Origin of the sequence: Geomonas edaphica, assembly GCF_004917075.1 — a bacterium.
Lineage (GTDB): Bacteria > Desulfobacterota > Desulfuromonadia > Geobacterales > Geobacteraceae > Geomonas > Geomonas edaphica.
On record NZ_SSYB01000004.1, the window covers coordinates 369,186 to 392,211 of the forward strand.

Annotated in this window: 23 protein-coding genes; 9 read left to right on the forward strand and 14 right to left on the reverse strand. The window is 61.6% G+C overall.

Features of this window, described 5'->3' with window-relative positions; genetic code table 11:
• Positions 1 to 24 precede the first annotated feature (24 nt).
• The 7 genes from E8K79_RS12365 to proB all read right to left on the reverse strand — a co-directional run bounded on the left by E8K79_RS12365 (position 25) and on the right by proB (position 6,581).
• Positions 25 to 687, reverse strand: a complete 663-nt coding sequence (locus tag E8K79_RS12365; RefSeq protein WP_136515013.1) for a flavodoxin family protein — start codon at positions 685 to 687, stop codon at positions 25 to 27.
• A 133-nt stretch (positions 688 to 820) separates the two neighbouring features.
• Positions 821 to 2,359: a 2,3-bisphosphoglycerate-independent phosphoglycerate mutase gene (gene gpmI / locus E8K79_RS12370; RefSeq protein WP_136515014.1), complete on the reverse strand. Its 1,539-nt coding sequence runs from the start codon at positions 2,357 to 2,359 to the stop codon at positions 821 to 823.
• A gap of 82 nt (positions 2,360 to 2,441) precedes the next feature.
• Positions 2,442 to 2,906: a 23S rRNA (pseudouridine(1915)-N(3))-methyltransferase RlmH gene (locus tag E8K79_RS12375; protein WP_135869252.1), complete on the reverse strand. Its 465-nt coding sequence runs from the start codon at positions 2,904 to 2,906 to the stop codon at positions 2,442 to 2,444.
• Positions 2,903 to 3,289 carry a ribosome silencing factor gene (rsfS, locus tag E8K79_RS12380; RefSeq protein ID WP_135869251.1) on the reverse strand — a complete coding sequence of 129 codons (387 nt, stop codon included), beginning with the start codon at positions 3,287 to 3,289 and terminating at the stop codon, positions 2,903 to 2,905. Before rsfS ends, E8K79_RS12375 begins: the two co-directional genes overlap by 4 nt.
• Positions 3,279 to 3,929 (reverse strand): nicotinate-nucleotide adenylyltransferase, encoded by a 651-nt coding sequence (gene nadD / locus E8K79_RS12385; RefSeq protein ID WP_136515015.1) that lies wholly within the window; start codon positions 3,927 to 3,929, stop codon positions 3,279 to 3,281. The genes rsfS and nadD overlap by 11 nt, the downstream gene beginning before the upstream one ends.
• A 135-nt stretch (positions 3,930 to 4,064) precedes the next feature.
• Complete coding sequence (locus E8K79_RS12390; protein WP_136515016.1) at positions 4,065 to 5,321, reverse strand: glutamate-5-semialdehyde dehydrogenase; 1,257 nt, start codon at positions 5,319 to 5,321, stop codon at positions 4,065 to 4,067.
• Between the two features lie 138 nt (positions 5,322 to 5,459).
• Entirely contained in the window at positions 5,460 to 6,581 is a 1,122-nt protein-coding gene (proB, locus tag E8K79_RS12395; RefSeq protein ID WP_135869248.1) for a glutamate 5-kinase, read from the reverse strand.
• 145 nt (positions 6,582 to 6,726) lie between these two features.
• On the opposite strand from proB, the gene E8K79_RS12400 reads away from it, so the two are divergent.
• Positions 6,727 to 7,212: a DUF2062 domain-containing protein gene (locus tag E8K79_RS12400; RefSeq protein WP_135869247.1), complete on the forward strand. Its 486-nt coding sequence runs from the start codon at positions 6,727 to 6,729 to the stop codon at positions 7,210 to 7,212.
• Positions 7,213 to 7,275: 63 nt separating this feature from the next.
• Here E8K79_RS12400 and E8K79_RS12405 read toward each other — a convergent pair whose 3' ends face one another.
• Both E8K79_RS12405 and E8K79_RS12410 read right to left on the reverse strand, forming a co-directional pair.
• A complete protein-coding gene (locus tag E8K79_RS12405) occupies positions 7,276 to 8,277 on the reverse strand; it encodes an inorganic phosphate transporter (RefSeq protein ID WP_136515017.1) in 1,002 nt (333 codons plus the stop codon).
• Complete coding sequence (locus E8K79_RS12410; protein ID WP_129124801.1) at positions 8,270 to 8,887, reverse strand: DUF47 domain-containing protein; 618 nt, start codon at positions 8,885 to 8,887, stop codon at positions 8,270 to 8,272. Before E8K79_RS12410 ends, E8K79_RS12405 begins: the two co-directional genes overlap by 8 nt.
• A 217-nt stretch (positions 8,888 to 9,104) precedes the next feature.
• On the opposite strand from E8K79_RS12410, the gene radC reads away from it, so the two are divergent.
• The 3 genes from radC to E8K79_RS12425 are packed head-to-tail and all read left to right on the forward strand — an operon-like array spanning position 9,105 to position 10,695.
• Entirely contained in the window at positions 9,105 to 9,806 is a 702-nt protein-coding gene (radC, locus tag E8K79_RS12415) for a RadC family protein (protein WP_136515018.1), read from the forward strand.
• Between the two features lie 13 nt (positions 9,807 to 9,819).
• Positions 9,820 to 10,167: a hypothetical protein gene (locus tag E8K79_RS12420; RefSeq protein ID WP_136515019.1), complete on the forward strand. Its 348-nt coding sequence runs from the start codon at positions 9,820 to 9,822 to the stop codon at positions 10,165 to 10,167.
• 57 nt (positions 10,168 to 10,224) lie between these two features.
• Positions 10,225 to 10,695, forward strand: coding sequence for a hypothetical protein (locus tag E8K79_RS12425; protein WP_136515020.1), 471 nt, complete (start codon positions 10,225 to 10,227; stop codon positions 10,693 to 10,695).
• A gap of 458 nt (positions 10,696 to 11,153) precedes the next feature.
• Here E8K79_RS12425 and E8K79_RS12430 read toward each other — a convergent pair whose 3' ends face one another.
• The 3 genes from E8K79_RS12430 to E8K79_RS12440 form a co-directional block, all read right to left on the reverse strand.
• Complete coding sequence (locus tag E8K79_RS12430; RefSeq protein WP_136515021.1) at positions 11,154 to 11,816, reverse strand: DUF1318 domain-containing protein; 663 nt, start codon at positions 11,814 to 11,816, stop codon at positions 11,154 to 11,156.
• A gap of 49 nt (positions 11,817 to 11,865) precedes the next feature.
• A complete protein-coding gene (locus E8K79_RS12435) occupies positions 11,866 to 15,423 on the reverse strand; it encodes an AsmA family protein (protein ID WP_136515022.1) in 3,558 nt (1,185 codons plus the stop codon).
• 186 nt (positions 15,424 to 15,609) lie between these two features.
• A complete protein-coding gene (locus E8K79_RS12440; RefSeq protein ID WP_136515023.1) occupies positions 15,610 to 17,055 on the reverse strand; it encodes a glyceraldehyde-3-phosphate dehydrogenase in 1,446 nt (481 codons plus the stop codon).
• A 432-nt stretch (positions 17,056 to 17,487) separates the two neighbouring features.
• Between E8K79_RS12440 and E8K79_RS12445 the strand changes: the two genes are divergently transcribed.
• From E8K79_RS12445 to E8K79_RS12455, 3 genes are read left to right on the forward strand one after another with little or no spacing between them, the layout of a single operon-like run.
• Positions 17,488 to 17,817, forward strand: a complete 330-nt coding sequence (locus tag E8K79_RS12445; RefSeq protein WP_135869240.1) for a DMT family protein — start codon at positions 17,488 to 17,490, stop codon at positions 17,815 to 17,817.
• Between the two features lie 15 nt (positions 17,818 to 17,832).
• Entirely contained in the window at positions 17,833 to 18,138 is a 306-nt protein-coding gene (locus tag E8K79_RS12450; RefSeq protein WP_136515024.1) for a putative quinol monooxygenase, read from the forward strand.
• 14 nt (positions 18,139 to 18,152) lie between these two features.
• Positions 18,153 to 18,632 carry a DUF2127 domain-containing protein gene (locus tag E8K79_RS12455; protein WP_135869238.1) on the forward strand — a complete coding sequence of 160 codons (480 nt, stop codon included), beginning with the start codon at positions 18,153 to 18,155 and terminating at the stop codon, positions 18,630 to 18,632.
• Here the strand turns inward: E8K79_RS12455 and E8K79_RS12460 are convergent.
• Together E8K79_RS12460 and E8K79_RS12465 are read right to left on the reverse strand one after the other, a co-directional pair.
• Positions 18,629 to 19,399, reverse strand: a complete 771-nt coding sequence (locus tag E8K79_RS12460; RefSeq protein WP_136515025.1) for a sugar phosphate isomerase/epimerase family protein — start codon at positions 19,397 to 19,399, stop codon at positions 18,629 to 18,631. The genes E8K79_RS12455 and E8K79_RS12460 overlap by 4 nt on opposite strands.
• On the reverse strand, positions 19,392 to 20,444 hold the full coding sequence (locus E8K79_RS12465; protein ID WP_135869236.1) for a potassium channel family protein: 1,053 nt from the start codon (positions 20,442 to 20,444) through the stop codon (positions 19,392 to 19,394). Before E8K79_RS12465 ends, E8K79_RS12460 begins: the two co-directional genes overlap by 8 nt.
• Positions 20,445 to 20,589: 145 nt before the next feature.
• On the opposite strand from E8K79_RS12465, the gene E8K79_RS12470 reads away from it, so the two are divergent.
• On the forward strand, positions 20,590 to 21,279 hold the full coding sequence (locus E8K79_RS12470) for a GntR family transcriptional regulator (protein WP_135869235.1): 690 nt from the start codon (positions 20,590 to 20,592) through the stop codon (positions 21,277 to 21,279).
• Between the two features lie 222 nt (positions 21,280 to 21,501).
• Entirely contained in the window at positions 21,502 to 22,890 is a 1,389-nt protein-coding gene (selA, locus tag E8K79_RS12475) for an L-seryl-tRNA(Sec) selenium transferase (RefSeq protein ID WP_136515026.1), read from the forward strand.
• The last annotated feature ends 136 nt before the right edge of the window (positions 22,891 to 23,026 follow it).

Here is a 23,026-nt window from a genome sequence, read left to right on the forward strand (position 1 = left end):
AGGGGCCGGGCCCCTATGAGTGACCTATCTCTTCGCCAGGTATTCCTTCTCGTAGGGCCAGCATTCCCCCATGAAACCGATGAGGTGGCTCATGCGCTCCTTGAAGCCGAGGCGGAAGCCGTCCTGCTCGGGGAAGGAGCGTTTCTCGCGCACGCTGTCGCAGAGCTCCTTGCCGAGGGCACGTGCCTTCAGGAACAGCGCTTCCTGGTCGGGGAACATACGCGGCCCCATGCCGGGGGAGCCGATGCTCCCGACGTTCTGGGCACCCATGGCGTTGACGATACGCTGCATGTACTCGAGTGGCTCCTCGTCCCCTCCGCCGCCGGAAGTCTCCACCAGCGCCGAGTACTTCCCTTCCAGGGCGGTCAGGTGGATGAGGCCGTTGCAGCGGTCCAGAAACGCCTTCAACTGGGCCGTGATGCTCAGGAGGTAGTTAGGCGTCGCAAGGATGAAGGCGTCCGCCGCTATGAGTTTGTCCTTGACGATTTCGTAGTCGTCCTTCACCGGGCAGATGCCGACCTTGTGGCAGGCGTCGCAGGCGACACACGGCTTGATCGGGGTCTCAGAAAGCGAGACCACCTCGATGTCGGCGCCGGCCTGGGCCGCGCCCGCCAGCACCTCTTCCAAAAGCCTGCCGGTGGTGCCGTTCATCCCCCGGGGGCTGCCGTTAATGGCAACGATCTTCATGCGGTTTCTCCTTTCAAGCTTTTGCAGCATTTTCCCAGCCAGTCCAGCCAGTCCAGCTAGTCCAGCCAGTCCAGCTAGTCCGGCCTGTCCGACTGGTCTGACCCGTCCGACTGGTCCGACCGGTCCAACTCGTCTAGTGCGCGAGCAAACTCTTCCCGGTCATCTCCTTGGGCTGCGGCAGGCCGAGAAGTTCCAGCATGGTGGGCGCGAGGTCGGCGAGCACGCCGGTACGCAGCTTCACGTCCTTCCTTGCGTCGTCGATCAGCACTACCGGCGCCATGTCGCAGGTGTGGGCGGTGTGCGGTCCCCCCTGCTCGTCCTGCATCATCTCCGCGTTGCCGTGGTCGGCGGTGATTATGGTGATGCCACCCTTCTCACGCACCTTCTGCACCAGCTTGCCGACGCACCCGTCGACCGCCTCGACGGCCTTCACCGCCGCGGCGAAGATGCCGGTGTGCCCGACCATGTCTGCATTCGCGAAGTTCAGGATGATGACGTCGTACTTGTCCTCGTCAAGCCGTTTCATGAGCTCATCGGCCACAAGATACGCGCTCATCTCCGGCTTCTGGTCGTAGGTCGCTACCTCTTTCGGGGAAGGAATCAGGGCGCGGTCCTCACCGGGAAACGCCTCCTCCCTGCCGCCGTTGAAGAAGAAGGTGACGTGGGCGTACTTCTCGGTCTCCGCGATCCTCAGCTGGGTTAGCCCGGCGTTGCTGATCACCTCCGGGAAGATGTTGACCAGTTCCTCCGGCCCGAAGGCTACGGGAAGGTCGAAGGTCTCGTCATAGCTGGTCATGCAGACGTAGGAGGCAAGCCTCGGCCAGACATCGCGGGTAAAGCCGCTGAAAGCGGGATCGGTGAAGGCGCGGGTGATCTCGCGGGCACGGTCGGAGCGGAAGTTGAAGAAGATGAAGCCGTCGCCGTCCTGCATCCTGCCCACCGGAATGCCCCCGTTCATGATCACGCTGGGCAACACGAACTCGTCGGTGACCCCGTCGGCGTAGCTCTGCCTGATGGCGGCCTCGGCACTGGGGAAAGGATTCCCCTCCCCGGAGACCATGGCGCGGTACGCCTTCTCGACGCGGTCCCAGCGGTTGTCGCGGTCCATGGCGTAATAACGGCCGATCACCGTGGCGATTCTGCCGCAGCCAAGGCGCGCGATCTCGTTCTCCAGGTTACGCAGGTAATCGGCGCCGCTTTGAGGCGGGGTATCGCGCCCGTCCAGCAGGCAGTGCACGAAGACCTCGGAAACGCCATGGCGCTTCGCCATCTCGATGAGTGCGTAAAGATGAGTGTCGTGGGAGTGCACGCCGCCGTCGGAGAGAAGACCGGCTAGGTGCAGCCGACCGGTTCCCGCTTTCGCCTTTTCCATGCAGGCGATGAGAGCCGGGTTGGTGAAGAAGTCGCCGTCGATGATCGACTTGCTGATCCTGGTCAGATCCTGGTACACGACGCGGCCGGCACCGATGTTGGTGTGGCCAACCTCGGAGTTCCCCATCTGCCCGGCGGGAAGCCCGACCGCGAGGCCGGAGCCGTCGATCTGGCCGGAGGGATACTCCGCGGCCAGGCGGTTCATGTTGGGGGTAGCGGCCTGGGCGACGGCGTTGGCTTCCGTTTCGGCGTTGATCCCCCAGCCGTCAAGGATCATCAAGAGCAGAGGCTTCTTCGGCATGGCATTTCTCCCTCATTAGGAATATTAGATACAATTAAAAAAGGTGAAGCAGAACGTCTTCACCTTTGATCAACAGCTTGCATTACTCATGATGGTACGGCTCACCGTTCATTATGGTGAAGCCGCGGTAGATCTGCTCCAGCAGGAACACCCGGACCATCTGGTGCGTAAAGGTCATCCTGGAGAGCGAGATCGACTTGAAGGCCTCCTTGCGGAAGCCTTCGGTGAAGCCGTAGGCGCCACCGATGGCAAAGACGAGGTCCTGGGTCCCCTGGTCGCGGTTTTTGGAGAGAAAGGAGGCGAACTCGGGGGAGCTCATCTGCTCGCCCCGCTCGTCGAGGAGCACCAGCCTCCCCCCCTTAGGGAGGAGCTTGGTGAGACGCTCGCATTCGCGCTCGCGCATGGCGGCAGCCTGTGCCCCCTTTTCCTCGCGTGCTTCCAGGATCTCCAGGGGCGCGTAACGCCTCACCCTTCCCGCGTACTCATCGATGCCGGTGCGGACCCAGCTCTCCTGGGTCTTGCCGACCCAAAGGAGCTTAAGTCTCATTTTTCCTTGTGCTCCCAGAGGTACTCCTCGGGGATCTCTACCTTGGGCGCCCTCGACCAGAGTTCGTCCAGGTTGTAGATGGCGCGCACTTCCTCCTGGAAGAGGTGCACGATGACGTCCCCGAAATCGACGATGATCCAGCGCCCTTCGTCGTACCCTTCGGTGTCGATCGCCCGGTCGATCGGCTTGAGCCCCTGCTTGACCGATTCGGCCATGGCCTGCACCTGGCGGTCCGAGCGCCCGGTGGCGAGCACCAGGTAGTCAGCGATGCTGGAGATGTTCTTGATCTCTAGTACCTTGACGTTGAGCGCCTTCTTGTCCAGCGCGAATGCCGCACATTTCACGGCGCGTTCTACGGCCGGAATTACCACTTTATCTTGCATCAACATATAACCCTTGTTCCTTTATGTAGTGCTCGACGGCCTCCGGAAGGAGGTACCTGATCGAGCGGCCCGCCTTGACTAGCTGGCGGATGTGACTTGAAGAGATGTCCAGCAGTACGCCATCCAATGCATAAACACAGTGCCCTGAGCTGTGATTCAGGCGTTTAGCCGCCGAATCATAGCAGAACTCACCAGCTATGGCAACAGGGAGGGCCTTGGCGAGACTTGTGATGGTGGAGCCGGGACGCTGTACGCTCACCACGTTGCAAAGCGTGAAGATCTCGTCGTATTTGTGCCATGTGGCGATATCGTTGAAAGAGTCGGCACCGATGATGAAGAAGAGCTCGTCCTCCGGGCGCTCGGTGTGCAACTGGCGCAGGGTGTCCACCGAGTAGGAGCGACCGCCGCGCACCGCCTCCATGTCCGACACCTCGAAGCTCGGGTTGTCGGCGACCGCCAGGCGCACCATCTCGAGGCGGCTGGCGAAGGAAAGCTCCCCCACCTGTGGCTTATGCGGCGGGGTGCCCGCCGGGATGAAGACGACCCGATCCAGTTGGAACAGGTCGCGCACCTCCTCGGCGATGCGCAGGTGCGCGTTATGGATCGGGTTGAACGTGCCGCCCAGTATCCCAATTTTCATTGTCATGGCTCCAGTAGTGGAGGAAGACCAAGGCTTTAACGCAAAGGCGCCAAGGCGCGGAGTCGCTAAGAAAACAACTTCTTGTTGCTTTTCAACTTTGCGTCTTTGCGGCTCTGCGTCTTTGCGTTGAGGCTTTTACGGTCGCACCTGCCCCGAGCCGTACACGATGAACTTCGTGGTGGTGAGGTCGGTGAGCCCCATCGGGCCGAAGGAATGAAGCTTCGTAGTTGAGATGCCGATCTCCGCCCCCAGGCCAAGCTGGTTGCCGTCCGAGAAGCGGGTCGATGCGTTCACCATGACCACCCCCGAGTTCACCTCGCGGATGAAGCGCTGGGCGTTCCCGTAGTCGCCGGTGATGATGGACTCGGTGTGCAGCGAGCAATAACGGTTGATGTGGTCGATGGCGGCATCCATATCGTCCACCACCCGCGCCGCCAGGATCAGCTCCAGGTATTCGGCGTACCAGTCATCCTCGGTTGCCGCCCCAGCCTGCGGCGCAAACCTGCGGAATTCCTCGTCTCCCCTTACTTCCACCTTCTGTTCGGAAAGCGCCTGGAAAATGAAGGGGACGAAGCGCTCCGCGACGTCCTTGTGGATGAGCAGGGTCTCCAGGGCGTTGCAGACACCGGGGCGCTGTACCTTCGCGTTGATGATGATGTCGCGCGCCATGTCGAAGTCGGCGGTGGCGTCGACGAAGATGTGGCAGACCCCCTTGTAGTGCTTGATTACCGGGATCTTCGAGTTCTCGACCACGAAGCGGATCAGGCTCTCGCCCCCCCTCGGGATGATCACATCGATGAATTCCTCCTGTTTGAGCATCTCGGTCACCCCCTCGCGCTCGGTGAAAGGGATGAGCGACAGGGCTGCCGCGGGGATATTGCACTTGGCGAGTTCGGCCTTCAGGATCTCAGCTATGGCGAGGTTCGAATGGATCGCCTCGGAACCGCCGCGCAGCACCACGGCGTTGCCGCTTTTAAGGCAGAGCACCGCGGCGTCGGAAGTAACGTTCGGCCGGGACTCGTAGATGATGCCGATTACCCCGAGCGGGATGCGCATCTTGCCGACCATGAGGTCGTTGGGGCGCTTCCACATGCCGGTCACCTCCCCCACCGGGTCGGGGAGAGCGGCGACCTCGCGGATGGCGTCCGCCATACCCTTGATGCGCACCTCGTTCAGCATGAGGCGGTCCAACATGGCAGTGGAAAGACCGCGCTCCTTGCCGGCTTCAAGGTCCTTCTTGTTTTCGGCGATGATCTGCTCGCAGTTATTCACCAGACCGTGCGCCATGTCGAGCAGGAGCTCGTTTTTGACGGCGGAAGAGAGTTTCGCCATGGCGAAGGAAGCCTGCCTGGCCTTGGCGGCGATGGTGCGGATCTGTTCGGCGACTGACATGTGTACCTCCAACTTTTGTAAGGCTGAAACCCAACCTCTCACCCCGCCCTTTTCCCGCGGCCCGAAGTCATTCGGTGGAGAGGACGACGTGGCTCAGCTTCCAACCCAGAACGTAGAACCTAGAACGTAGAACGTTTTCTAAAGAATGACCAGGTTGTCCCGGTGGATGACGTCGTCCCCGTACCGGAAGCCCAGGATCTCCTCGATCTCGCCGCTCTTGTGCCGGCAGATCTTTTCGATCTCCTGGCTCGAGTAATCAACGATGCCGCGGGCGAACTCATTCCCCTCTACGTCGAGGACCCTGACGCAGGCCCCACGGGCGAAGCGCCCCTCGACCTTCACGATCCCGGACGGGAGTAGGCTCCTGCCGTGGGTAGCGAGGGCCCCCTTGGCGCCGGCGTCGACGACGAGGTTACCCGCGGGCTTGATGGTGAAGGCGATCCAGTGCTTGCGGCGGTTCAGCGCTTCTCCTGCCGGCAGAAACAGCGTACCGACAAGCTCCCCGCTCATGACGCGGGCGAGGTTCCCCTCACCCTTCCCCGCGAAGATGATGGCGGCGACGCCCGACTTCACCACCTTCTTGGCCGCCGCGAGTTTGGTGGCCATGCCGCCGGTCCCGACGCTCGTGCCGCTCCCCCCCGCGCCGCGCTCCATTTCCCGGGTCACCGCCCCCACCTGGTGGATGAGGGTCGCCGCCGGGTCGGTACGCGGGTCGGCGGTGTAGAGACCGTCGATGTCGGTCATGATCAGGAGGAGCTGCGCCTCCACGAGGTTCGTGACGAGGGCGGAGAGGTTGTCGTTGTCGCCGAACTTCAGCTCATCGACGACGACCGTGTCGTTCTCGTTGATGACCGGGATGATGCCGCAGGAAAGCAGCGTGTCGAGCGTGCCGCGCGCATTCTGGAAGCGGCGCCGGTTGGCCAGGTCGTCCCGGGTCAAGAGGATCTGGGCGACCTTCAGGTCGTAGCCAGAGAAGGCCTCCTCGTAGGCACGCATCAGGCGGGACTGCCCGACGGCTGCTGCGGCCTGCTTCTGCGGAAGGGTGCGCGGCCGATCCGGCAGCCCGAGGGCGGGACGCCCTGCCGCCACCGCACCGGAGGAGACCACGACTACCTCGATCCCCTTCGCGCGCAGCCCCGCGATCTGTGAGGCGAGACCGTTCAGGAATACGGGATCGACCCCGTTATCCTCACAGGTCAAGACACCGGAGCCGATCTTCACTACTATTCTCTTAACTTTTTTGAGCAGTTCTTTACGCATTCCGGGTTCCGATAATGTTTAGTAAAGGCCAGGATACTAACACGATTCATACTCCGTGGCAATTTTCTTAAGGAAAGCCACGGTTCAAACTCATTGACAAAGACCGGGGCGGTCTTTAGACTGTGCGACATTCTCGAGGTGACTGTTGCTGAACAAAGAGCTGTGGAAAAAACGAATTTACAGCATTCTTTCGCTAGACAACCATCCGGGGCACATCGCCGCCGGGTTCGCTGTCGGCGTCTTCATCAGCTTCACCCCGTTCTTCGGCCTCCACACCGCACTCGCCGTAGCCGCCGCCTTTCTCTTCCGACTTAACAAGCTCACTTGCATCACCGGCGCCTGGGTCAACACCCCCATCACGATGGTTCCCGTTCTCGGCGTCAGTTACAAGCTGGGGGCCTTCCTGCGTGGCCGCCCCATCAAGGAACTACCCGTTTCCGGCGCGCTCGAGTGGCACAACCTGGAGCGCTACGCGAAGTCGCTGGTCCTCGGCTCCTCCATCCTCGGTTTCGTCGCCGCCGTCGTTGCCTACTTCCTCTGCTATTACCTGGTGCTCCGATTCCGCGCCAAGGACGCCACCCAGGCCGAGCAGGCCGAAGAGATGGACAAGGTCGGCGAAGAGCTGGAATAGCCAAAAAAAATCGGGAGCAGCCTCGCAGCCACCCCCGATTCACATCCCGATTTCCTTCCTGCTTTACTTACCCAGAAACGGCGAGAAAACGGTGTAGCTGACAAAGCCGACCGAGGCCGATGCTGGTATGGTGATGATCCATGCCAGGACGATGCGGTAGGCGACCGCCCAGTTCACCGCGGAGATCCTTTTCGAGAGCCCCACGCCGAGAATTGAAGAGGTGATGACGTGCGTGGTCGAGGTGGGAAGCCCCATGGCGGAGGCGCCCAGGATGACCCCGGCGGAAGCGGTCTCCACGCAGAAGCCGTGCACGGGCTGCAGCTTCACGAAGTCGTGTCCTACCGTCTTGATGATCCTCCAGCCGCCCGCGGCGGTGCCAAGGCCCATGGCCACGGCGCAGGAGATCTTGACCCAGTTGGGGACCTCGAAGGTGGCGAGGGAGCCGTAGCTCACGAGGGCCATGGTGATGACCCCCATGGACTTCTGGGCGTCGGCGGTGCCGTGCGAGAAGGCCATCACCGCGGCGGAGAAGATCTGCAGTTTGCGGAACACCTTGTTCAGGTTGTAGGGAGCCTTGTTCCTGAAGACCCACATCATCCCCACCATGAACATGAAGCCGAAGAAGGCGCCGACGATCGGGGATGCGATGAGGACGGTGATGATCTTCTTGAGTCCCGCCCAGTGCAGCGCGGAAGTCCCCGCATGGGCCACCACCGACCCCGCCAGTCCGCCGATGATGGCGTGGGAGGAAGAGGAGGGAAGGCCGTAGTACCAGGTGATCAGGTTCCAGACGATCGCCCCGAAGATGCCGGCCAAGACCACCACCTGGGTGATGTTGTTGGCGTCCACTATCCCCTTGCCGATGGTCGCGGCCACCTTGGTCGAGATCATCGCCCCGACGAAGTTCAACCCCGCGGCCATGAAGATGGCGGTCCTTACGGTGAGGGCCCGCGTGGAGACGCAGGTCGCGATGGCGTTGGCGGTATCGTGGAAGCCGTTGATGTAGTCGAACAACAAGGCCGCGCCGATGACCGCGACCAGCAGGACCAGGGTAACCTCAGGCATTTTTTACCACCACGCTTTCCAGGATGTTCGCGGCATCCTCGCACTTGTCCGTCGCGGTCTCGAGGGTCTCGTAGATCTCCTTCCACTTGATGAGCTGGATCGGATCCTTTTCCTCGGCGAACAGGCGGCTGATAGCCTCACGGCAGACGCGGTCCGCCTCGTTCTCCAGGGCGTTGACCTCGATGCAGTAAGCGCTGATCGGCTCGAGCTTGCCGCCAAGCAGGGCGACAGTCTTGTCGATGGTCTGGCAGGATTTGAGGATCAGGAAGGCGAGTTCTTTCGACTCGGGAGTCGGCTTGGTGACGTTGTACATGACGAAGCGCTGCGCAGAGGCATCGATCAGGTCGAGGATGTCGTCAAGGGCGGAGGAGAGAGCGTAGATGTCCTCGCGGTCGAAGGGGGTGATGAAGCTCTTGTTCAGCTTCTTGATGATGTCATGGGTGATGGTGTCGCCCTTGTGCTCGACCTCTTTGATCTTGCGCTGGCTGGCCACCGGATCGTCAAAGTTGTCCAGCATGTCCTTAAGGAGTTGCGCCCCCTCGATGATGTTGTGAGACATATCCCTGAACATGGCGAAAAACTTTTCATCTTTCGGTATCAACCCAAACATTTAATCCTCCGATCGGTGTCGGCCCCAGGCCGAATCTAGTTGCAAACTGGGGAGATATAGCACATCCGCGACAAATATTAAACAATGAATTACGTAATGCAACCACGTTAATTAGCGACTCGGCGTTTACCATTGGGCGCCCAGAGGGACTGGCGCCACGCCGACGCCTGTGTATTATTTATCCTTAATTTTTTGACACCGTGGTCCCGGAGGACACATGAGCGGCGGTATCAAATCGTGGCCCGAGGCGGAACGCCCCCGGGAAAAGCTGATGCGGAAAGGTGCCTCGGCCCTGTCCGAAGCCGAACTGCTTGCGCTGATCCTCGGCAGCGGGGACGCCGCCAGTGGCCGCAGCGCCCTCGACCTTGGCCGGGAGCTCATGCTCCAGTTCAAATCGCTGCGTGCCCTTGCTGACGCCTCGTGTCGGGAGATCCAGCAGGTGAAGGGGATCGGTCCGGCCAAGGCCACCTGCATCCTCGCCGCCCTCGACCTCTCAAGGCGCATCCGCGAAAAGGAGGGGCGCCCCATCGAGTCCTTCGTCCGCTTCACCTCCGCCTCCCAGGTCTTCGAACAGCTGAACCACGAGTTCCGGGACCGCCACACGGAACATTTCATGGTGCTTCTGCTCGACGGCAAAAACCGCATCATCACCCGTGCGCAGATCTCGGAGGGATCGCTGAACCAAAGCATCGTGCACCCCCGCGAGGTGTTCAACGCTGCAGTGCGCCAGTCCGCGGCGGCGATGATCCTTCTGCACAACCACCCGACCGGCGACCCAACGCCCAGCCCCGAGGATCTCGAGGTTACCCGTCGTCTCTGCGAGGCGGGACAGCTCATGGGGATCCGCGTGCTCGACCACATCATCATCGGGGAAAACGAGTTCTACAGTTTTGCCGACCACGGGCAGCTCCAGTTGTGACACGGGAGGCTCCATGCTGGACACGATCGCACTGTCTCAAGGCGGGTACTTCCTCATCACTGGGCTCTGGCCCATCTTCAGCATCCGCAGCTTCATGGCGGTCACCGGCCCGAAGACGGACCTCTGGCTCGTGAAGACGGTCGGCCTAGTGCTGGCGGTGATCGGCTTCGTGCTGCTCATAGCCGGGGCAGGCTCAGAAGTCACACTCCCGGTGGTAGTTCTAGCCATCGGCGGCGCGGGCGCCCTTGCCGCCATCGACATCATCTACGCGGTCAAAAAGGTGATAGCACCGGTGTACCTGCTCGACGCAGTGCTGGAGGGCGTCTTGATCGTCTGGTGGAACTTTGCACTTTTTCTGTAGACTGTAGAGCCCGCAGCAAATAACCAGGCGCTGATTTGAACATTAAAAGGAGAAGACATGCGCAAATCCATCGTTACGCAGGAAAGCCCGGACGCCAGAAAGGGCATCGACTGGTTGGATCTCGAGAGCATCGCGCGGGTCGAGATCACTTCAGAGGACCCGCTGCAGCCGATCGAGTCGGCGTTGCAGCCCATCGGCGCCCCAGGTTGGTGTGCCGACGCACCAGGGCTCCAGCGGATCCGCGTGCTTTTCGACCACCCCCAGAGGATTTCCCGGATCTACCTGCTAATCAGCGATGAAGAGGCCGCCAGGACCCAGGAGTTCGTGTTGCGCTACGCGCAGGACGGAGGCGATACCTTCCGTGAGATCGTGCGGCAGCAGTTCACCTTCGCCCCTCCCGGCACCACGGTCGAACAGGAGGAATACCAGGTGGAACTGGCCGGGGTGACGGCGCTCGAGCTGGAAATCGTCCCCGATCTTTCCGGAGGAACGGCGAAAGCGAAGCTTGGAAGGCTGCTTTTCGCCTGAAAGGCGAAATCCGGACAAAAAAAAAGCGCCGAAGCGAAAGGAGGACTCCACCGTCGGCGCAAAAGTTGGGTTTTGTTTGGTCGAGCGGCTCGTTTCGTCCGCTCTTGCCTTTCTTATTACAAGAGCGATGCCAAATATGCCGACAGGCAAATTTTCTCGAAAGCTGCTGATTTATAAAGCAAAAAATCTAACGTGCATCGAACGGTCAGCCAACAGACAAAGTTCAACTTCTGCACAGCAAAGGTTGGGCAGCGCCGCCCATCCACGCTAAGCCCTTGTAACTTTGAGGTTTTGCAGCTTTTGAACAGGCGTTCAAAACTTGCACACCACGTTGCGCCACCTGGATCCCTCCCCACAAACCGGCTTCCCGTCTCACCTAGAAGGCAGAAATAAAAGGAGGCCACGTGATCGCACGTGGCCTCCTCAGTCTGATTTCTCTTTTTTCGCACAGTTTGCCGCTACTTCTGCACCCAGCGGTCGTTTTGCAGTTGCATCCACCATCCAGGTTGGGCCGCTTCACGCTTCGTCTCGGCGAAGGTCGTGGCCGCTTTCCCCAATACCTGGTTCATCGCCTCCTTGCTCTCCTTCTGCTTTTGCAGCTTGAGAATCGCCTTCGCCATGCTCGTCACGACGACCTTGCGGCTCTGGTTTTCCGAAGAGACCAGCGCCTCGTCCTGCGGGGCGAGCTTCGCCTTGGCCGAAGGAGGTATCACAACGAGACCCTGCTTGGAGAGACCGACGGCGCCACTGGCAAAAAGCGTGTTAAGCCGCGGGAGCCGCTTGCTCATGTCGTCGTAGGCCTTCAGCACCTCGGGCATGCTCGAGAGCTCCACCGCCAGGGCATCGGCGTCGGCATCGGTGTCGGCCGCATACGCCGCGGTGACCAGGGAGAAATCAAAAACCCGGCTCTGCGGCTTGTCCTGCGGCGCGGCGGGCGCCCCACCGGGAGGAACCTTCTGGCCGCCGGGAGCCTCACCGGTTTTCAGCAGCATGTCGTCAAGAGACTTGTACGCCTCCTTGGCCGCCTTCTCCGGGAAATAGACGTTCACCGTGATCACCGCACAGGCGGCAAGGAAAATACAGGAGACAGAGAACAGCAGCTTGATCAGTTTCGTTTTCATATAAGCCTCCGGCGTTAGTATTGTCGTTCATGAATATAGCACAGCGTCTTCACTCTTCCCACTTGAACTCAGGCGCTGCTTCCGGCGGTGGCGTTGCCGCGCCCTTCTTCTGCTCCGGCTCTCCGGTCGCCGGCTTGCCGCGCACCGCAGCCTCCCTGATCGACTCCAGGAGATGGCCAAGGCCGATGCGGTTCTGGGTCGGCGCTATGTTGACGTTCAGGTCCTTCACCCCGACGAAGTTGGTGTTGACGATCCTCAAGGTATTGAAGGTGAGGTCGCCGTCCTGCAGGGTCGCCTTGATCTCCGCCGCGTCATAGGGGCGATCGCGGCTTAAAAAGAACCCGCTCAGTTTCTGCTTCGCCAGCCGCTGCAGGAACTCCTTGCTGACCAGCATCTTCTCGTCCTTCCCTTCGCGGGCCCACAGTTCCACAAAACCCGCGGTGCCGTCGATGCCCCCCCCGGTGCCGCGGAAGCTGATGACGCCGTCCACCTTCCCCGAGATGTACCCCTGGACACTCGGGATGCTGCCGCAGAGCTGTTTCAGGCTCACCCCGTTCACCAAGAGGTCGGCCCGGTAAACCGCCTTGGCCCCCATGGCAAGATAACCGGTCCCGAGGATGGCGCCCTTGTAGAGCGTCGCACGCAGGGGGAGCACTTCCATCACTCCGTTGGACGCACGCAACTGCAGGGCGAGCTTTTCGAGCTGCAGCGTTCCGTAGGAGATGCGGTCGATGTTTAGCGCGTTGCCTCCTGCGGACATCCCTTTGAGTTCCTCTAAGACGCGCCGGTAGTTGCCACGGCTGAACTCCCTGCTGTCGCGGGGCCTGGGTGCGGTCTTCGCCGAGAAATCCATGGAAACCGGGAGGGTTCCGTCGAGGCCTGAAATAGTGAGCTTCTGGGAGGGAGCATCAATGCCGCCGCCATGGACCTCCACCCGACCCTCGAGGAGCTGCCGTCCGCCCCGCAGCTCGAGCTTCCCGCCACCCGAGAGCGTTCCCTCAAGGGTAGCCTCCTGTATGGCTTGCGGCATCAGGTTGATGGCGGTGTCGACGATGGCATCGACCGGGGTCTCGGGAAGGGAAAAGGCGAGGGTGCCCTCCCGACCCGGCGACGCTGCACGCGCCACCTCGCCCCGCACCCGCAAGGCGACCCCTTTACCCGGAGAGAGGAGCCCCTCTCCTATGGACAGTTTCCCCGACGCGTAGCTCCCCGAGAGAAAAAGCGATCCCCCGGAAAGGGCGCGCTTGCCGTCCTTGGACGCCGAGAGGTTGCGTCCTTTGGCATCGAAGCGGCAGTCGAGTCCCTTTTTCCCCACGTAGCTGCCGCTTGCATGCAGGTCGAGCTCGCCGCCGCTGGGCCTTGTCGCCGCGTCTTTCTTTAGAAAACCGGCCGCCTGGACTGCCGCAGCACCGGCAAGGGAGAGAGAGAACTGGACCGTGTCCGGGATGAAGGGGTGGAACTTAGCCTGACCCGTGACTTTTCCTCCCAGGAGCGAACCGCTTACCTCTGCTTTCCCCCCTTCCCTGGAGAAGACTGCCTGCAAAGCTGGGGCGCCGATCCCATTCCCCTTGAGTGTTACCGCCCGGGTCGAGACCTGGGCTTTTCCTTCCAGCCAGCGCTCCTCCCCGGAGCGCACCATCTGTCCCCTGAAGCGCCCCGCCACACCGGCAAGGTCGAGCTCTCCCTGCCTCAGCGCCCCCCCCTCCAGATCCCAAGCCAACGGGGTGGGTCCAGTTGCCCCCTTGGGAGGGAGCTCCCCGCTCAGACGTGCGATGGCAAGACGAGCGTCCCCCAGCCGTCCCTGCACCCTCTCGAGGGTGAGCTTGGCTCCGTCAACCCGATAGGCAAGGCGGGCATCTCCACCCTTGCCGTCCAGGGTGAGACCGGTAAGACGTGCGTCACCGGAGGCTACCAGCCGTCCGGCGCGGCGGCCGAGCTGCGCGGTAACCGCGCCGTCCCTGATGGCGGCCGACGTCTTCCCTCTTTTTGCGGAGACGCCGGAGAGGAGCAGTCTTGCGGTGGCTGTGAAGTCACTCCCTCCCTTGCCGCTTGCGGCGAGCGTCCCGGAAAGGACTCCGGTACCGGCCTCGACGCCATAGCGCTTCAACAGCGGGTTGAGCGATGAAACCTTTGCCGCGCCGATCTTCAGGGACGCAGAGATGGGCTCCGGACGCGCGGCATCAAAGGAAAGATCGCCCGTTGCGGGGACGCCCATCAGGCGCGCGCTCGCTTTGCTGCTTTCAAAGTGCACCGGCTTAAGCTTCGGGGAAAGGGCGAGAGCGAAGGGGAGGTCGAGGGCGTCGACCAGGGCCTTGCCGGTTGCCTGAGGCGCCGAGAGCCTCCCAGCCAGCGCGACGCCCCCTTCCTTGCGGGCGATGTTCGCCTTTCCTGAGAGTCCGCCCACCAAGGTATCCCCTCCCCTGGCAAGGCTCCCCTCCTCGAGGACAAGAACACCTGCAGCACTTTCCACCCCGCGACGGGCACTTCCCTCGACGCGTAGCGACTCGCAGCGCAGTTGTCCGCTGTAGAGAAGTCCGCCACGGGCTTTGTCCACCACCAGGGCATTCAAAAGGGCGAGGTCCACGCGGTCCACGGCGAAAAGGAGGGCGAACTCGCGTTCCTTTCTTACCCCGGATACGCTCCCTTCGCCGTGCAGTTGCGCCACGTTTTTTATCTCGAGAGTCGCGTCGGCGAGATCGGCACGGTCCTCCTCCAGACCATAGGTCCCGGTGAAACTCAGGGAACCGGCCACGGGATAGCTGCCGCGGGCTGCAGGGAGCTGGATGTCGCGGAAACGGAAAGCCCCGGAGAAGCGGAGTTCCCCTTTGGCGAGGACCGCGGCAACGGCAAGAGAGCCGCCCGCCTTCTGGAACGGTTCAGGGGTCTTCAGCTTGAAGAGAGCTGCGGCCCGCTGCAGTGAGAGAGTGGGGGCGCTCAGGGATAGGTCGAGTGCGGCCTCGGCGCCCGGGCGTGCCGTTCCGCCCAAGTGGTAGGTGTTCCCGGCGGGGTCCTGGAAGACGAGGTCGAGCTGCGCGCTACGCGAGCCACCAGTGGCAAGGTTGAAAAGCTTCAGGTTCATCCCCTGCACACCCTCGCCCTGCACCGACAGCGCCCCGTTCACCACCACGAGCTTCCCGATTACCGTCTCGGGAGCGGGACGCGCCGGCAGCTTTCGCGCGGCAAGTATTCGCTGCAGTTCCGAGAAGTTCCAGGCGCCGGCCGGGTTCTTCTGCAGGTCGACGCTACCCTTCTCGATGGAGATGAGCTCGAAGTTGCGGCGCCCACGCAAGAGGTCCAACCATTTGGGCGTCACGGTGACCGACTCGGCGGCGACGAGGTCGGGCCCGGCAAACCCCTTCGGGGAGTGCAACCGGATCCCGCGCAGGACGACGCTGCGCCCCGAGAGCCCTACCTTCGCCACGGTGAATTCCTGGTGGAGCGTGGAGGTGATGAACCGAGACAACTGACGGGCGGGAAGCGGGGTGGCGAGATAGATCTCCAGTGCGAGGAAGATAAGTAGAATAAGGGCGATTAGCGCGGCAGCGCAAAAAGCTACGAGCCTTCCCGGCCCTTCTAAAGTGAATTTTCTGCCGACGTCGTTGCCCATGTGACCCCTTTCTTCGCAGGGTGAACTTTACCTTGGATCGACAAGATGGGCAAGGAGAGGCTTCAGGAGCGGGAGGAGGCTTCGAGAGAGTCCATGGCAGGACGCACGGCAACCGGTTTTCCGGACGAAAAAAAGGGGCGCCCGCTTTCCGGACGCCCCTTCCTTTTCCAACTATTTCTGACGCACTTAGGCCGGCAGTGCGGGGAGCTCGAGGCCTGCCATCTTCTGGACCATGCGCACGACCTGGCAGCTGTAGCCGAACTCGTTGTCGTACCAGACGTAGAGCACGCAGCGGTTACCCTGCACGATGGTGGCGAGCGAGTCGACCACGCCTGCGTGACGCGAACCGACGAAGTCGCTGGAGACGACGTCCGGGGAGTTCGTGTAGTCGATCTGGTTTTGCAGCGGCGAGTCGAGGGAGATGGCGCGCAGGTAGCTGTTCAGCGTCTCCACGTCGGTCTCCTGCTTCAACTGCAGGTTGAGGATCGCCAGCGAGACATTCGGGGTCGGGACGCGGATCGCGTTGCCGGTCAGCTTGCCGGTCAGCTCCGGAAGCACCTTGGCGACGGCCTTGGCTGCGCCGGTCTCGGTGATGACCATGTTGAGCGGGGCGCTCCGCCCGCGGCGGTCCGCCTTGTGGTAGTTGTCGATCAGGTTCTGGTCGTTGGTGTAGGAGTGGCAGGTTTCGACGTGGCCGCTCACGATGCCGAACTTGTCGCTCACCGCCTTCAGCACGGGAACGATGGCGTTGGTGGTGCAGCTGGCCGCGGAGAAGATGGTCTCTTCCGGCACGATGAGCTCGTTGTTGATGCCGGAGACCACGTTTGGGATGTCCCCCTTGCCCGGCGCGGTGAGGAGCACCTGGGAGACGCCCGGCGCCTTCAGGTGACGGCCGAGGCCTTCGCGGTCGCGCCACTTGCCGGTGTTGTCGATGACGATGGCGTTGCGGATGCCGTACTGGGTGTAATCGACGGTTTCAGGGGCATCGGAGTAGATGATGCGGATCATGTTGCCGTTGGCGATGATCGCGTTCTCTTCCTCGTCGATGGTGATGATGCCGTTGAACTGGCCGTGCACGGAGTCGCGGCGCAGCAGGCTCGCACGCTTCACGAGGTCGTCCGCCCCCCCCTTGCGCACCACGGCGGCGCGCAGGCGGAGCTTCTCGCCGCTACCGGATTTCTCCACGAGGATGCGGGCGAGCAGGCGGCCGATGCGGCCGAAGCCGTAGAGCACGATGTCCTGCGGCTCGTCCAGAATCGAGGTGCGGCCGGTGTTGACCGAGGCGAGTTCGCTCGCGACGAAATCGTCGACGGAGACCTTGCCCTGCAGCGACTGGTAGCGGACCGCCAGCCTACCGAGGTCGATGCGCGCCGGCGCGAGGTCCAGTCTGCTGGCGGCCTCGAGAACGGGGAACGTCTCCTGAACGGTCAGCTCGCCGTCGAGGATCTGACGAGCGAAACGATGCGCCTTGAGGATCTCGATGGTCGGGCTGTTCACCAGTGAGCGGCCGTACACCGTCGTGACGATGTTGTTGTCGCGGTAAAGATGACCGATGATCGGGAGCATGCGCTCGGCAAGCTCCTCATGGCCCTGCCATTCCTTCAAATAAGCTTCCTGTTTCTCAATCTTCATAGTTCGTCCCTTCGCGGAAGATAATGCCGGGGAAGACCGAGAGGCTCCCGGCGCAAAACTCAGTGTCACAGGCCCGACGCACCACTGTCAACTGCCACCAAGGGCATCGCCTAAGTACACTGAATCACTTCGCGGTTGACAGAACGACAGGAGCTGGAACGGCCAAAACTCCCGCATACTACAGCATTTTCGTGATGTAAACAATTGAAAGTTCAAAGAGATATTTAAGTAATGTTTTTGTTAATTATTCATGCCACATTTTAACCATGCTATGACCATCGGCATCCTTCGCGCCACGCTAATCTTTGCACTTGCCGCCTCTGTCGTGCTATCCTTTCGCCTTGTGCCCTCCCGGCTCATCTGATTGCCGGCAGGCTCGGCGCCGCGGCGGCCACGGCCGATCCGCCCAAATTCATCGACCCGGAAAACGCAATGAGAACCATCGTACTGCTGATCCTTTCCAACGTGTTCATGACCTTCGCCTGGTACGCCCACCTAAAGGACCTGCGCAGCGCGCCGGTCTACGTCGCCATCCTCGCCAGTTGGGGCATCGCCCTTTTCGAGTACATGCTGCAGGTCCCCGCGAACCGCGCCGGGTTTGGGACCTTTAGCCTGGGACAATTAAAGATAATGCAGGAAGTCATCACCCTGTCCGTCTTCGTCCCGTTCGCCGTCTTCTACATGGGGCAGCCGCTCAAACTTGACTACCTCTGGGCCGGGCTCTGCATGGCCGGGGCGGTCTTCTTCATCTTCCGCGGGTAAAAAAAGGAGCAAACCATGATCTGCGTACTGGCTTCGATACGAGTCAAGGAGGGGGCGCGCGAGGCGTTCCTCAAAATCTTCAACGAGAAGGTCCCCAAGGTGAAGGGCGAGGCGGGATGCATCGAATATTTCCCTGCCCTCGACATCGACGCCGCCCTCCCCGTGCAGGTGCGCGACGAGCGGGTGGTGACCATCATCGAGAAGTGGCAGAGCGTGGAGGCGCTTCATGCGCACCTTGCCTCGCCGCACATGCTCGATTACAAGGAACGGGTACAGGACCTCGTGGAAGATGTGACGCTCAAGGTGCTGCAGCCGGTTTAGAAGAGGGATCGGGTATGGCGGCAAAGGGGAGAAGTGCGAAGGGGCGCGGACTGCGCGTGGTGGCGGTCTTCGAGGCCCTGAAGGGAGCGGCGGTCCTTCTTGCGGGATGCGGGGTACTGTCGCTGGTCCACAAGGACCTGCACCATATCGCGGTGCGGCTCGTGCAGCTTTTGCACATGAACCCGGCGCGGCACTATCCCAGCATCTTCATCGACGCCGCGAACCGCGTCACCGACTTTCAGCTCTGGATGCTCGCGCTCTCCGCGCTCGCCTACTCCTCGGTACGCCTCATCGAGGCGTACGGGCTGTGGCACGAAAGGAGATGGGCGGAATGGTTCGGTTTTCTCTCCGGAGCGGTTTACCTTCCCGTCGAGATGTTCGAGATCTTCCGCAAGCCCGACGGCCTGCGCGTCGCCGTATTCCTGGTCAACCTCGGCGTCGTCGGCTACCTCGCCACCGCCCTCAAACGCTCGAGAAGCTCCCGCCGCGGCTAAGCTAAGTACGGGCGTAAAACCTCGAGAGAACGCTCCAAGTGCGGCTTGCTGTGCGACTCGATGGTGTAGGCGGCTTCCGGCGAGTACCTTTCCATCAGCTGAAAGAACAATCCGAAATCGACGGCCCCTTCTCCCGGAGGTGCATGGTCGTCCTTCGTCCCGCCATTGTCATGGATGTGCACTTCCTTGATCCGAGCGCCCAGCGCCTCGAACCACCTCTCCATGGAAACCTGCTTGAAAAGGTTCCAGTGCCCCACGTCGAAGCAATGCCCGAAAGACTCATCCTCCACAGCCTCGAACAACGCCTGCAGGGTAGAAGGCTCCTCCTCGAAGATATTTTCCACCGCGACCGCCGTCCCGATGTCCTTCGTCCGCTGCAGCACGCTTTGCCAGGCCGCGACGCTCAGCTCAAGCCACTGCCCCCTTGCCTCGCCGTAACGCCATCGGTCGAAGCCTGGGTGGAACACCATGACCTCGGGACGCAGGATCTCGGCGGCATCGAGCACCTGCCGGAAACGGTGCATGGTGGCGTCGCGCAGCAGTCGCTCCAGCGAGCCCGGGTTCAGGTCCATGAACGGCGCGTGGATGGTGCAGGAAAGCCCCTCACCCTGAAGCGTCCGCGCGGTCTCCGCGAGCTGCGCGGGGGTGGCCGCGTCGAGCGCGTCGGCCGAGAGATAAATCTCGGGACTCAGACGGCGCTCCATGACAAAGGGGAGATGCTCACGGATCTGGGCGAACGGGACGTGGGCGAAGATTCTCTTATTCATCTTTTTTCCTGTGCTTTTTGATCATTTCTTCGGCGCAGCCATCGCAGCGCACCAACTGGTCGAGCTTTTCTATCGCCGCAGGCTCCCCCAGCACGATGAGCGTGTCGTGCGCCTCGATCTTCGTGTGCGACTCGGGGTTGAAGACCATCTTGCCGCTTTGCTTCTTCACCCCGACGATGATTACGCCGGTCTCCTTGCGAAACCCCGAGCTAGCAAGACTTTCCCCGATGAAGCCTGACTGTGCCGGAATCAGGATCTCTTCCATCTGCAGCTCCATGTGCTCGCGCCCGGTGGCGATTTCGATGAAGTCGACCACCGTCGGCCGCAGGATCGCCTGCGCCATCCTTGAGCCGCCGATCAGGTAGGGGGAAACGACCTTGTTCGCCCCGGCGCGCTTCAGCTTGATCTCCGACCCCTCTTCGCCGGCCCGGGCGAGGATGAAGAGATCCGGGTTGAGGCCGCGCGCGGTGAGCGTGATGTACACGTTCTCGGTATCGGAGGTGACCACCGAGATGAGCCCCCTCGCCTTCCGTATCCCCGCCTTCAGGAGCACGTCGTCGATGGTGGCGTCGCCCGGCAGGAAGAGGTAGCCGTTGCCGTCCTTCTCCATCTGGGCGATCATGTCGATGTCCTTTTCCACCACCACGAAGGGAAGCGGTTTGGCTGCGAATTCCTTGCAGATGAGGGAGCCGATGCGCCCGAACCCGCAGATGATGTAGTGCCCGTCGAGGGCCGCTATCGCCTTTTCCACCTTTTTCCTCCCGAGGATCCTCTGGAACTGCCCCTCGAACATGATCTGGGCGAGACTGCCCACGATGTAGCCGATGACGCCGACCCCGAAGAAAATCAGCATCATGGTGAACATCTTCCCCACGTGGCTCAGGTCGTGAACCTCCCGGAAGCCGACCGTACCGAGGGTGATCACCGTCATGTACAGGGCGTCCAAAAGACTCCACCCTTCCAGCGTCATGTACCCGCAGGTGCCAACGGTAAGGAGGAGCAGCAACACCCCTATGGAAATTTTGAAATGCCGGACCGGATCCATAGCCGAAACTCCCTCAGCGTCGCAACATACAGACCGCGACATGACATTTCAAGCATTTTCATGTGCATCCCCCTAAACTGCAGAGGGAAGTTCTTGACAATCTTTGGATACTGTATACAATACGGCGATCATTCAAGGGGGCCGCATGAAGAAGAGCGTAGAAAAGCACCTTACCCTCAGAGAACGCATACTTGAGACGATCCGCGACGCCATCATGTCGGGCGCTCTCAAGCCTGGAGAAAAGGTCGCCGAACCCGAACTTGCCGCCCGCTTCGGAATCAGCCGCACACCGATCCGGGAAGCCTTCCGTCAGTTGGAATCCGAAGGATATCTTTCCGTCATCCCACGCAAGGGAGCGCTGGTCGCCAGCTTCTCCGCCAAGGACGTCGAAGAGTTTTACGCCATAAAGAGCATTCTGGAAGGTTACGCCGCCCGCAAGGCCTGCGCGCAGCTCAGCACGCGCGAGATAAACAAGCTTGAGGCGATAAACGAGAAGCTGCGGGAGATTGCCGAGGAAGGCGACGTGCGCCACTTCTTCAAGGTGCACAACAGTTTTCACGAGCTCTTCATCAAAGGGGCCGGCAACGACAAACTGCACGACATGATCTCCCAGCTGCTGAAGAAGTTTCAGCGTCTGCGCATGGCGTCGCTCATGAAGCCCGGGAGGATGCAGCTTTCGGTGGAGGAGCACGAGAAGATCATCGAGGCGTTCCGCAAGCGCGATCCGGTAATGGCCGAGATGCTCGTGCAGAAAAACGCCGAGTACGGCGGCAAGGTCCTCATCGAGGAGGAAGACTCCCCCGAGATGTGGACCACCAAAGGACTCGACCTCTAACCCACCCTACCAGCCCGCGGCGCCCTTAAGCCCCGCGGGTTTTCTTTTGCCTGTACTGGGGCCAGGGCTCCGCCGTCACGCTCTCACCGCCAATATCTCTCCTCATCCTTCAATCCCACGGTCAATTAGCTCATTCCCCCCCGAACCAGTGGATTTTCTTTGCCTCATTCATCGCTTTGGGTTAAATTAGCCCGTTGCCATTTCAATGAGTGGAGGGGCTTTGTGCAGCAGCTGAAATTGATCCCTAAAGTGGACCGGGTTCTCGAATGGGAGGGTGTGCGCCGGCTTCTCTCCGAACAGCCGAGGGGACTCGTGCTGAAGGCGGTACGCCAGGTGCTGGATCTGCTTCGTGCCGGAGCCCGTGCCGGCTCCCTCGACGATGCGGCCTTCGCCGAGCAAGCGGTCTGCACCGCGGTTTCGCGCGAGCTGCGCCTTCTGACCCGCCCGAGCCTGCGGCGGGTCATCAACGGCTCCGGCATCGTCATCCACACGAACCTCGGGCGCTCCATCCTCCCCGAGGCCGCCCGCGACGCCCTCAACACCATCGCCTTTTCTTACTCGAACCTCGAGTTCGACCTCGACGAGGGGGTGCGGGGAAGCCGCTACAGCCACGTTGAGGCCCTCTTGTGCGAGCTAACCGGTGCCGAGGCCGCCATCGTGGTGAACAACAACGCCGCGGCGGTGCTGCTGACCTTGAGCGCCATGGCGGCGGGACGCGAGGCGGTGGTCTCCCGCGGTGAGCTTGTCGAGATCGGCGGTTCGTTCCGGATTCCGGAGGTCATGCGGCTTTCCGGCGTAACACTCAGGGAAGTCGGCACCACGAACCGGACCCATCCGAAGGACTACCAGAACGCGGTGAACGAGAACACCGCGGTCTTTTTGAAAGTACACTGCAGCAACTTCGCGGTTCTTGGCTTCACCAAAGAGGTGACCGCGGAGGAGATGGTGGAGCTCGGCAAGCAGGCCGGCGTCCCGGTCCTCGCCGACATGGGTAGCGGGAACCTCGTCGACCTCTCCGGCAAACTACCCTGCCCCGAACCGACGGTGCAGGACTTCGTGCGCGCCGGCGTCGACGTCATCACCTTCAGCGGCGATAAACTCCTGGGCGGACCGCAGGCCGGCATCATCGTCGGCAAGAAGCACTTCATCGAGGCGATGAAGAAGCACCAGCTCTTGCGCGCGCTCAGGATGGACAAGCTGACGCTCGCGAGCCTCGAAGCGACCCTCGCCCTTTACCACGACGAGATGGTGGCCTTCAAGGAGGTGCCGACGCTGCGCATGCTGACGGCCACCCTCCCCGAGCTCACCGCCCGCGCCAGGAAGATCGCCGGGCAGCTGCGCCGCCGCACGCCGGACGCGGTCAGCTTCAAGCTGACCGACGGGTTCTCGCAGGCCGGTGGCGGCACCCTGCCGCTTCTGAACCTCCCCACCATGCTCATCGAGGTCGCCGTGGAGGGCCTTTCGCCGAACGACATCGAATCGAGGCTCAGGGGGATGGAGATTCCGGTCATCGGCCGGATCAGCAAGAACGCCTTCCTGCTAGACCCGCGCACCATTCAGGACGACGACCTGCAGGATCTGGCCGCCGCCCTGACCGCCTTGGTCGGCTAAACAGCAGCCGACTCACAAAGGCGTTCCCAGTCTATCTGCACAGGGGGGGCTGCCAACTCTCCCGCCCCCGGAGGGGGAGGGGCGGGGAGGGGGAAGACTTGCGGTCTTATCAAGTAGCGTACCGACGCTTACTTTG

What these genes read in the sequence shown, in the direction of transcription:
- E8K79_RS12440 (WP_136515023.1), bottom strand. Translation starts at nt 17,055, where the DNA reads ATGAAGATTGAGAAACAGGAAGCTTATTTGAAGGAATGGCAGGGCCAT.
- E8K79_RS12390 (WP_136515016.1), bottom strand. Translation starts at nt 5,321, where the DNA reads ATGTCAGTCGCCGAACAGATCCGCACCATCGCCGCCAAGGCCAGGCAG.
- E8K79_RS12405 (WP_136515017.1), bottom strand. Translation starts at nt 8,277, where the DNA reads ATGCCTGAGGTTACCCTGGTCCTGCTGGTCGCGGTCATCGGCGCGGCC.
- nadD (WP_136515015.1), bottom strand. Translation starts at nt 3,929, where the DNA reads ATGAAAATTGGGATACTGGGCGGCACGTTCAACCCGATCCATAACGCG.
- E8K79_RS12470 (WP_135869235.1), top strand. Translation starts at nt 20,590, where the DNA reads ATGAAGAAGAGCGTAGAAAAGCACCTTACCCTCAGAGAACGCATACTT.
- E8K79_RS12445 (WP_135869240.1), top strand. Translation starts at nt 17,488, where the DNA reads ATGAGAACCATCGTACTGCTGATCCTTTCCAACGTGTTCATGACCTTC.
- E8K79_RS12450 (WP_136515024.1), top strand. Translation starts at nt 17,833, where the DNA reads ATGATCTGCGTACTGGCTTCGATACGAGTCAAGGAGGGGGCGCGCGAG.
- E8K79_RS12420 (WP_136515019.1), top strand. Translation starts at nt 9,820, where the DNA reads ATGCTGGACACGATCGCACTGTCTCAAGGCGGGTACTTCCTCATCACT.
- E8K79_RS12465 (WP_135869236.1), bottom strand. Translation starts at nt 20,444, where the DNA reads ATGGATCCGGTCCGGCATTTCAAAATTTCCATAGGGGTGTTGCTGCTC.
- E8K79_RS12365 (WP_136515013.1), bottom strand. Translation starts at nt 687, where the DNA reads ATGAAGATCGTTGCCATTAACGGCAGCCCCCGGGGGATGAACGGCACC.
- E8K79_RS12430 (WP_136515021.1), bottom strand. Translation starts at nt 11,816, where the DNA reads ATGAAAACGAAACTGATCAAGCTGCTGTTCTCTGTCTCCTGTATTTTC.
- rsfS (WP_135869251.1), bottom strand. Translation starts at nt 3,289, where the DNA reads ATGCAAGATAAAGTGGTAATTCCGGCCGTAGAACGCGCCGTGAAATGT.
- E8K79_RS12410 (WP_129124801.1), bottom strand. Translation starts at nt 8,887, where the DNA reads ATGTTTGGGTTGATACCGAAAGATGAAAAGTTTTTCGCCATGTTCAGG.
- proB (WP_135869248.1), bottom strand. Translation starts at nt 6,581, where the DNA reads ATGCGTAAAGAACTGCTCAAAAAAGTTAAGAGAATAGTAGTGAAGATC.
- radC (WP_136515018.1), top strand. Translation starts at nt 9,105, where the DNA reads ATGAGCGGCGGTATCAAATCGTGGCCCGAGGCGGAACGCCCCCGGGAA.
- E8K79_RS12460 (WP_136515025.1), bottom strand. Translation starts at nt 19,399, where the DNA reads ATGAATAAGAGAATCTTCGCCCACGTCCCGTTCGCCCAGATCCGTGAG.
- E8K79_RS12375 (WP_135869252.1), bottom strand. Translation starts at nt 2,906, where the DNA reads ATGAGACTTAAGCTCCTTTGGGTCGGCAAGACCCAGGAGAGCTGGGTC.
- E8K79_RS12455 (WP_135869238.1), top strand. Translation starts at nt 18,153, where the DNA reads ATGGCGGCAAAGGGGAGAAGTGCGAAGGGGCGCGGACTGCGCGTGGTG.
- gpmI (WP_136515014.1), bottom strand. Translation starts at nt 2,359, where the DNA reads ATGCCGAAGAAGCCTCTGCTCTTGATGATCCTTGACGGCTGGGGGATC.
- E8K79_RS12425 (WP_136515020.1), top strand. Translation starts at nt 10,225, where the DNA reads ATGCGCAAATCCATCGTTACGCAGGAAAGCCCGGACGCCAGAAAGGGC.
- E8K79_RS12435 (WP_136515022.1), bottom strand. Translation starts at nt 15,423, where the DNA reads ATGGGCAACGACGTCGGCAGAAAATTCACTTTAGAAGGGCCGGGAAGG.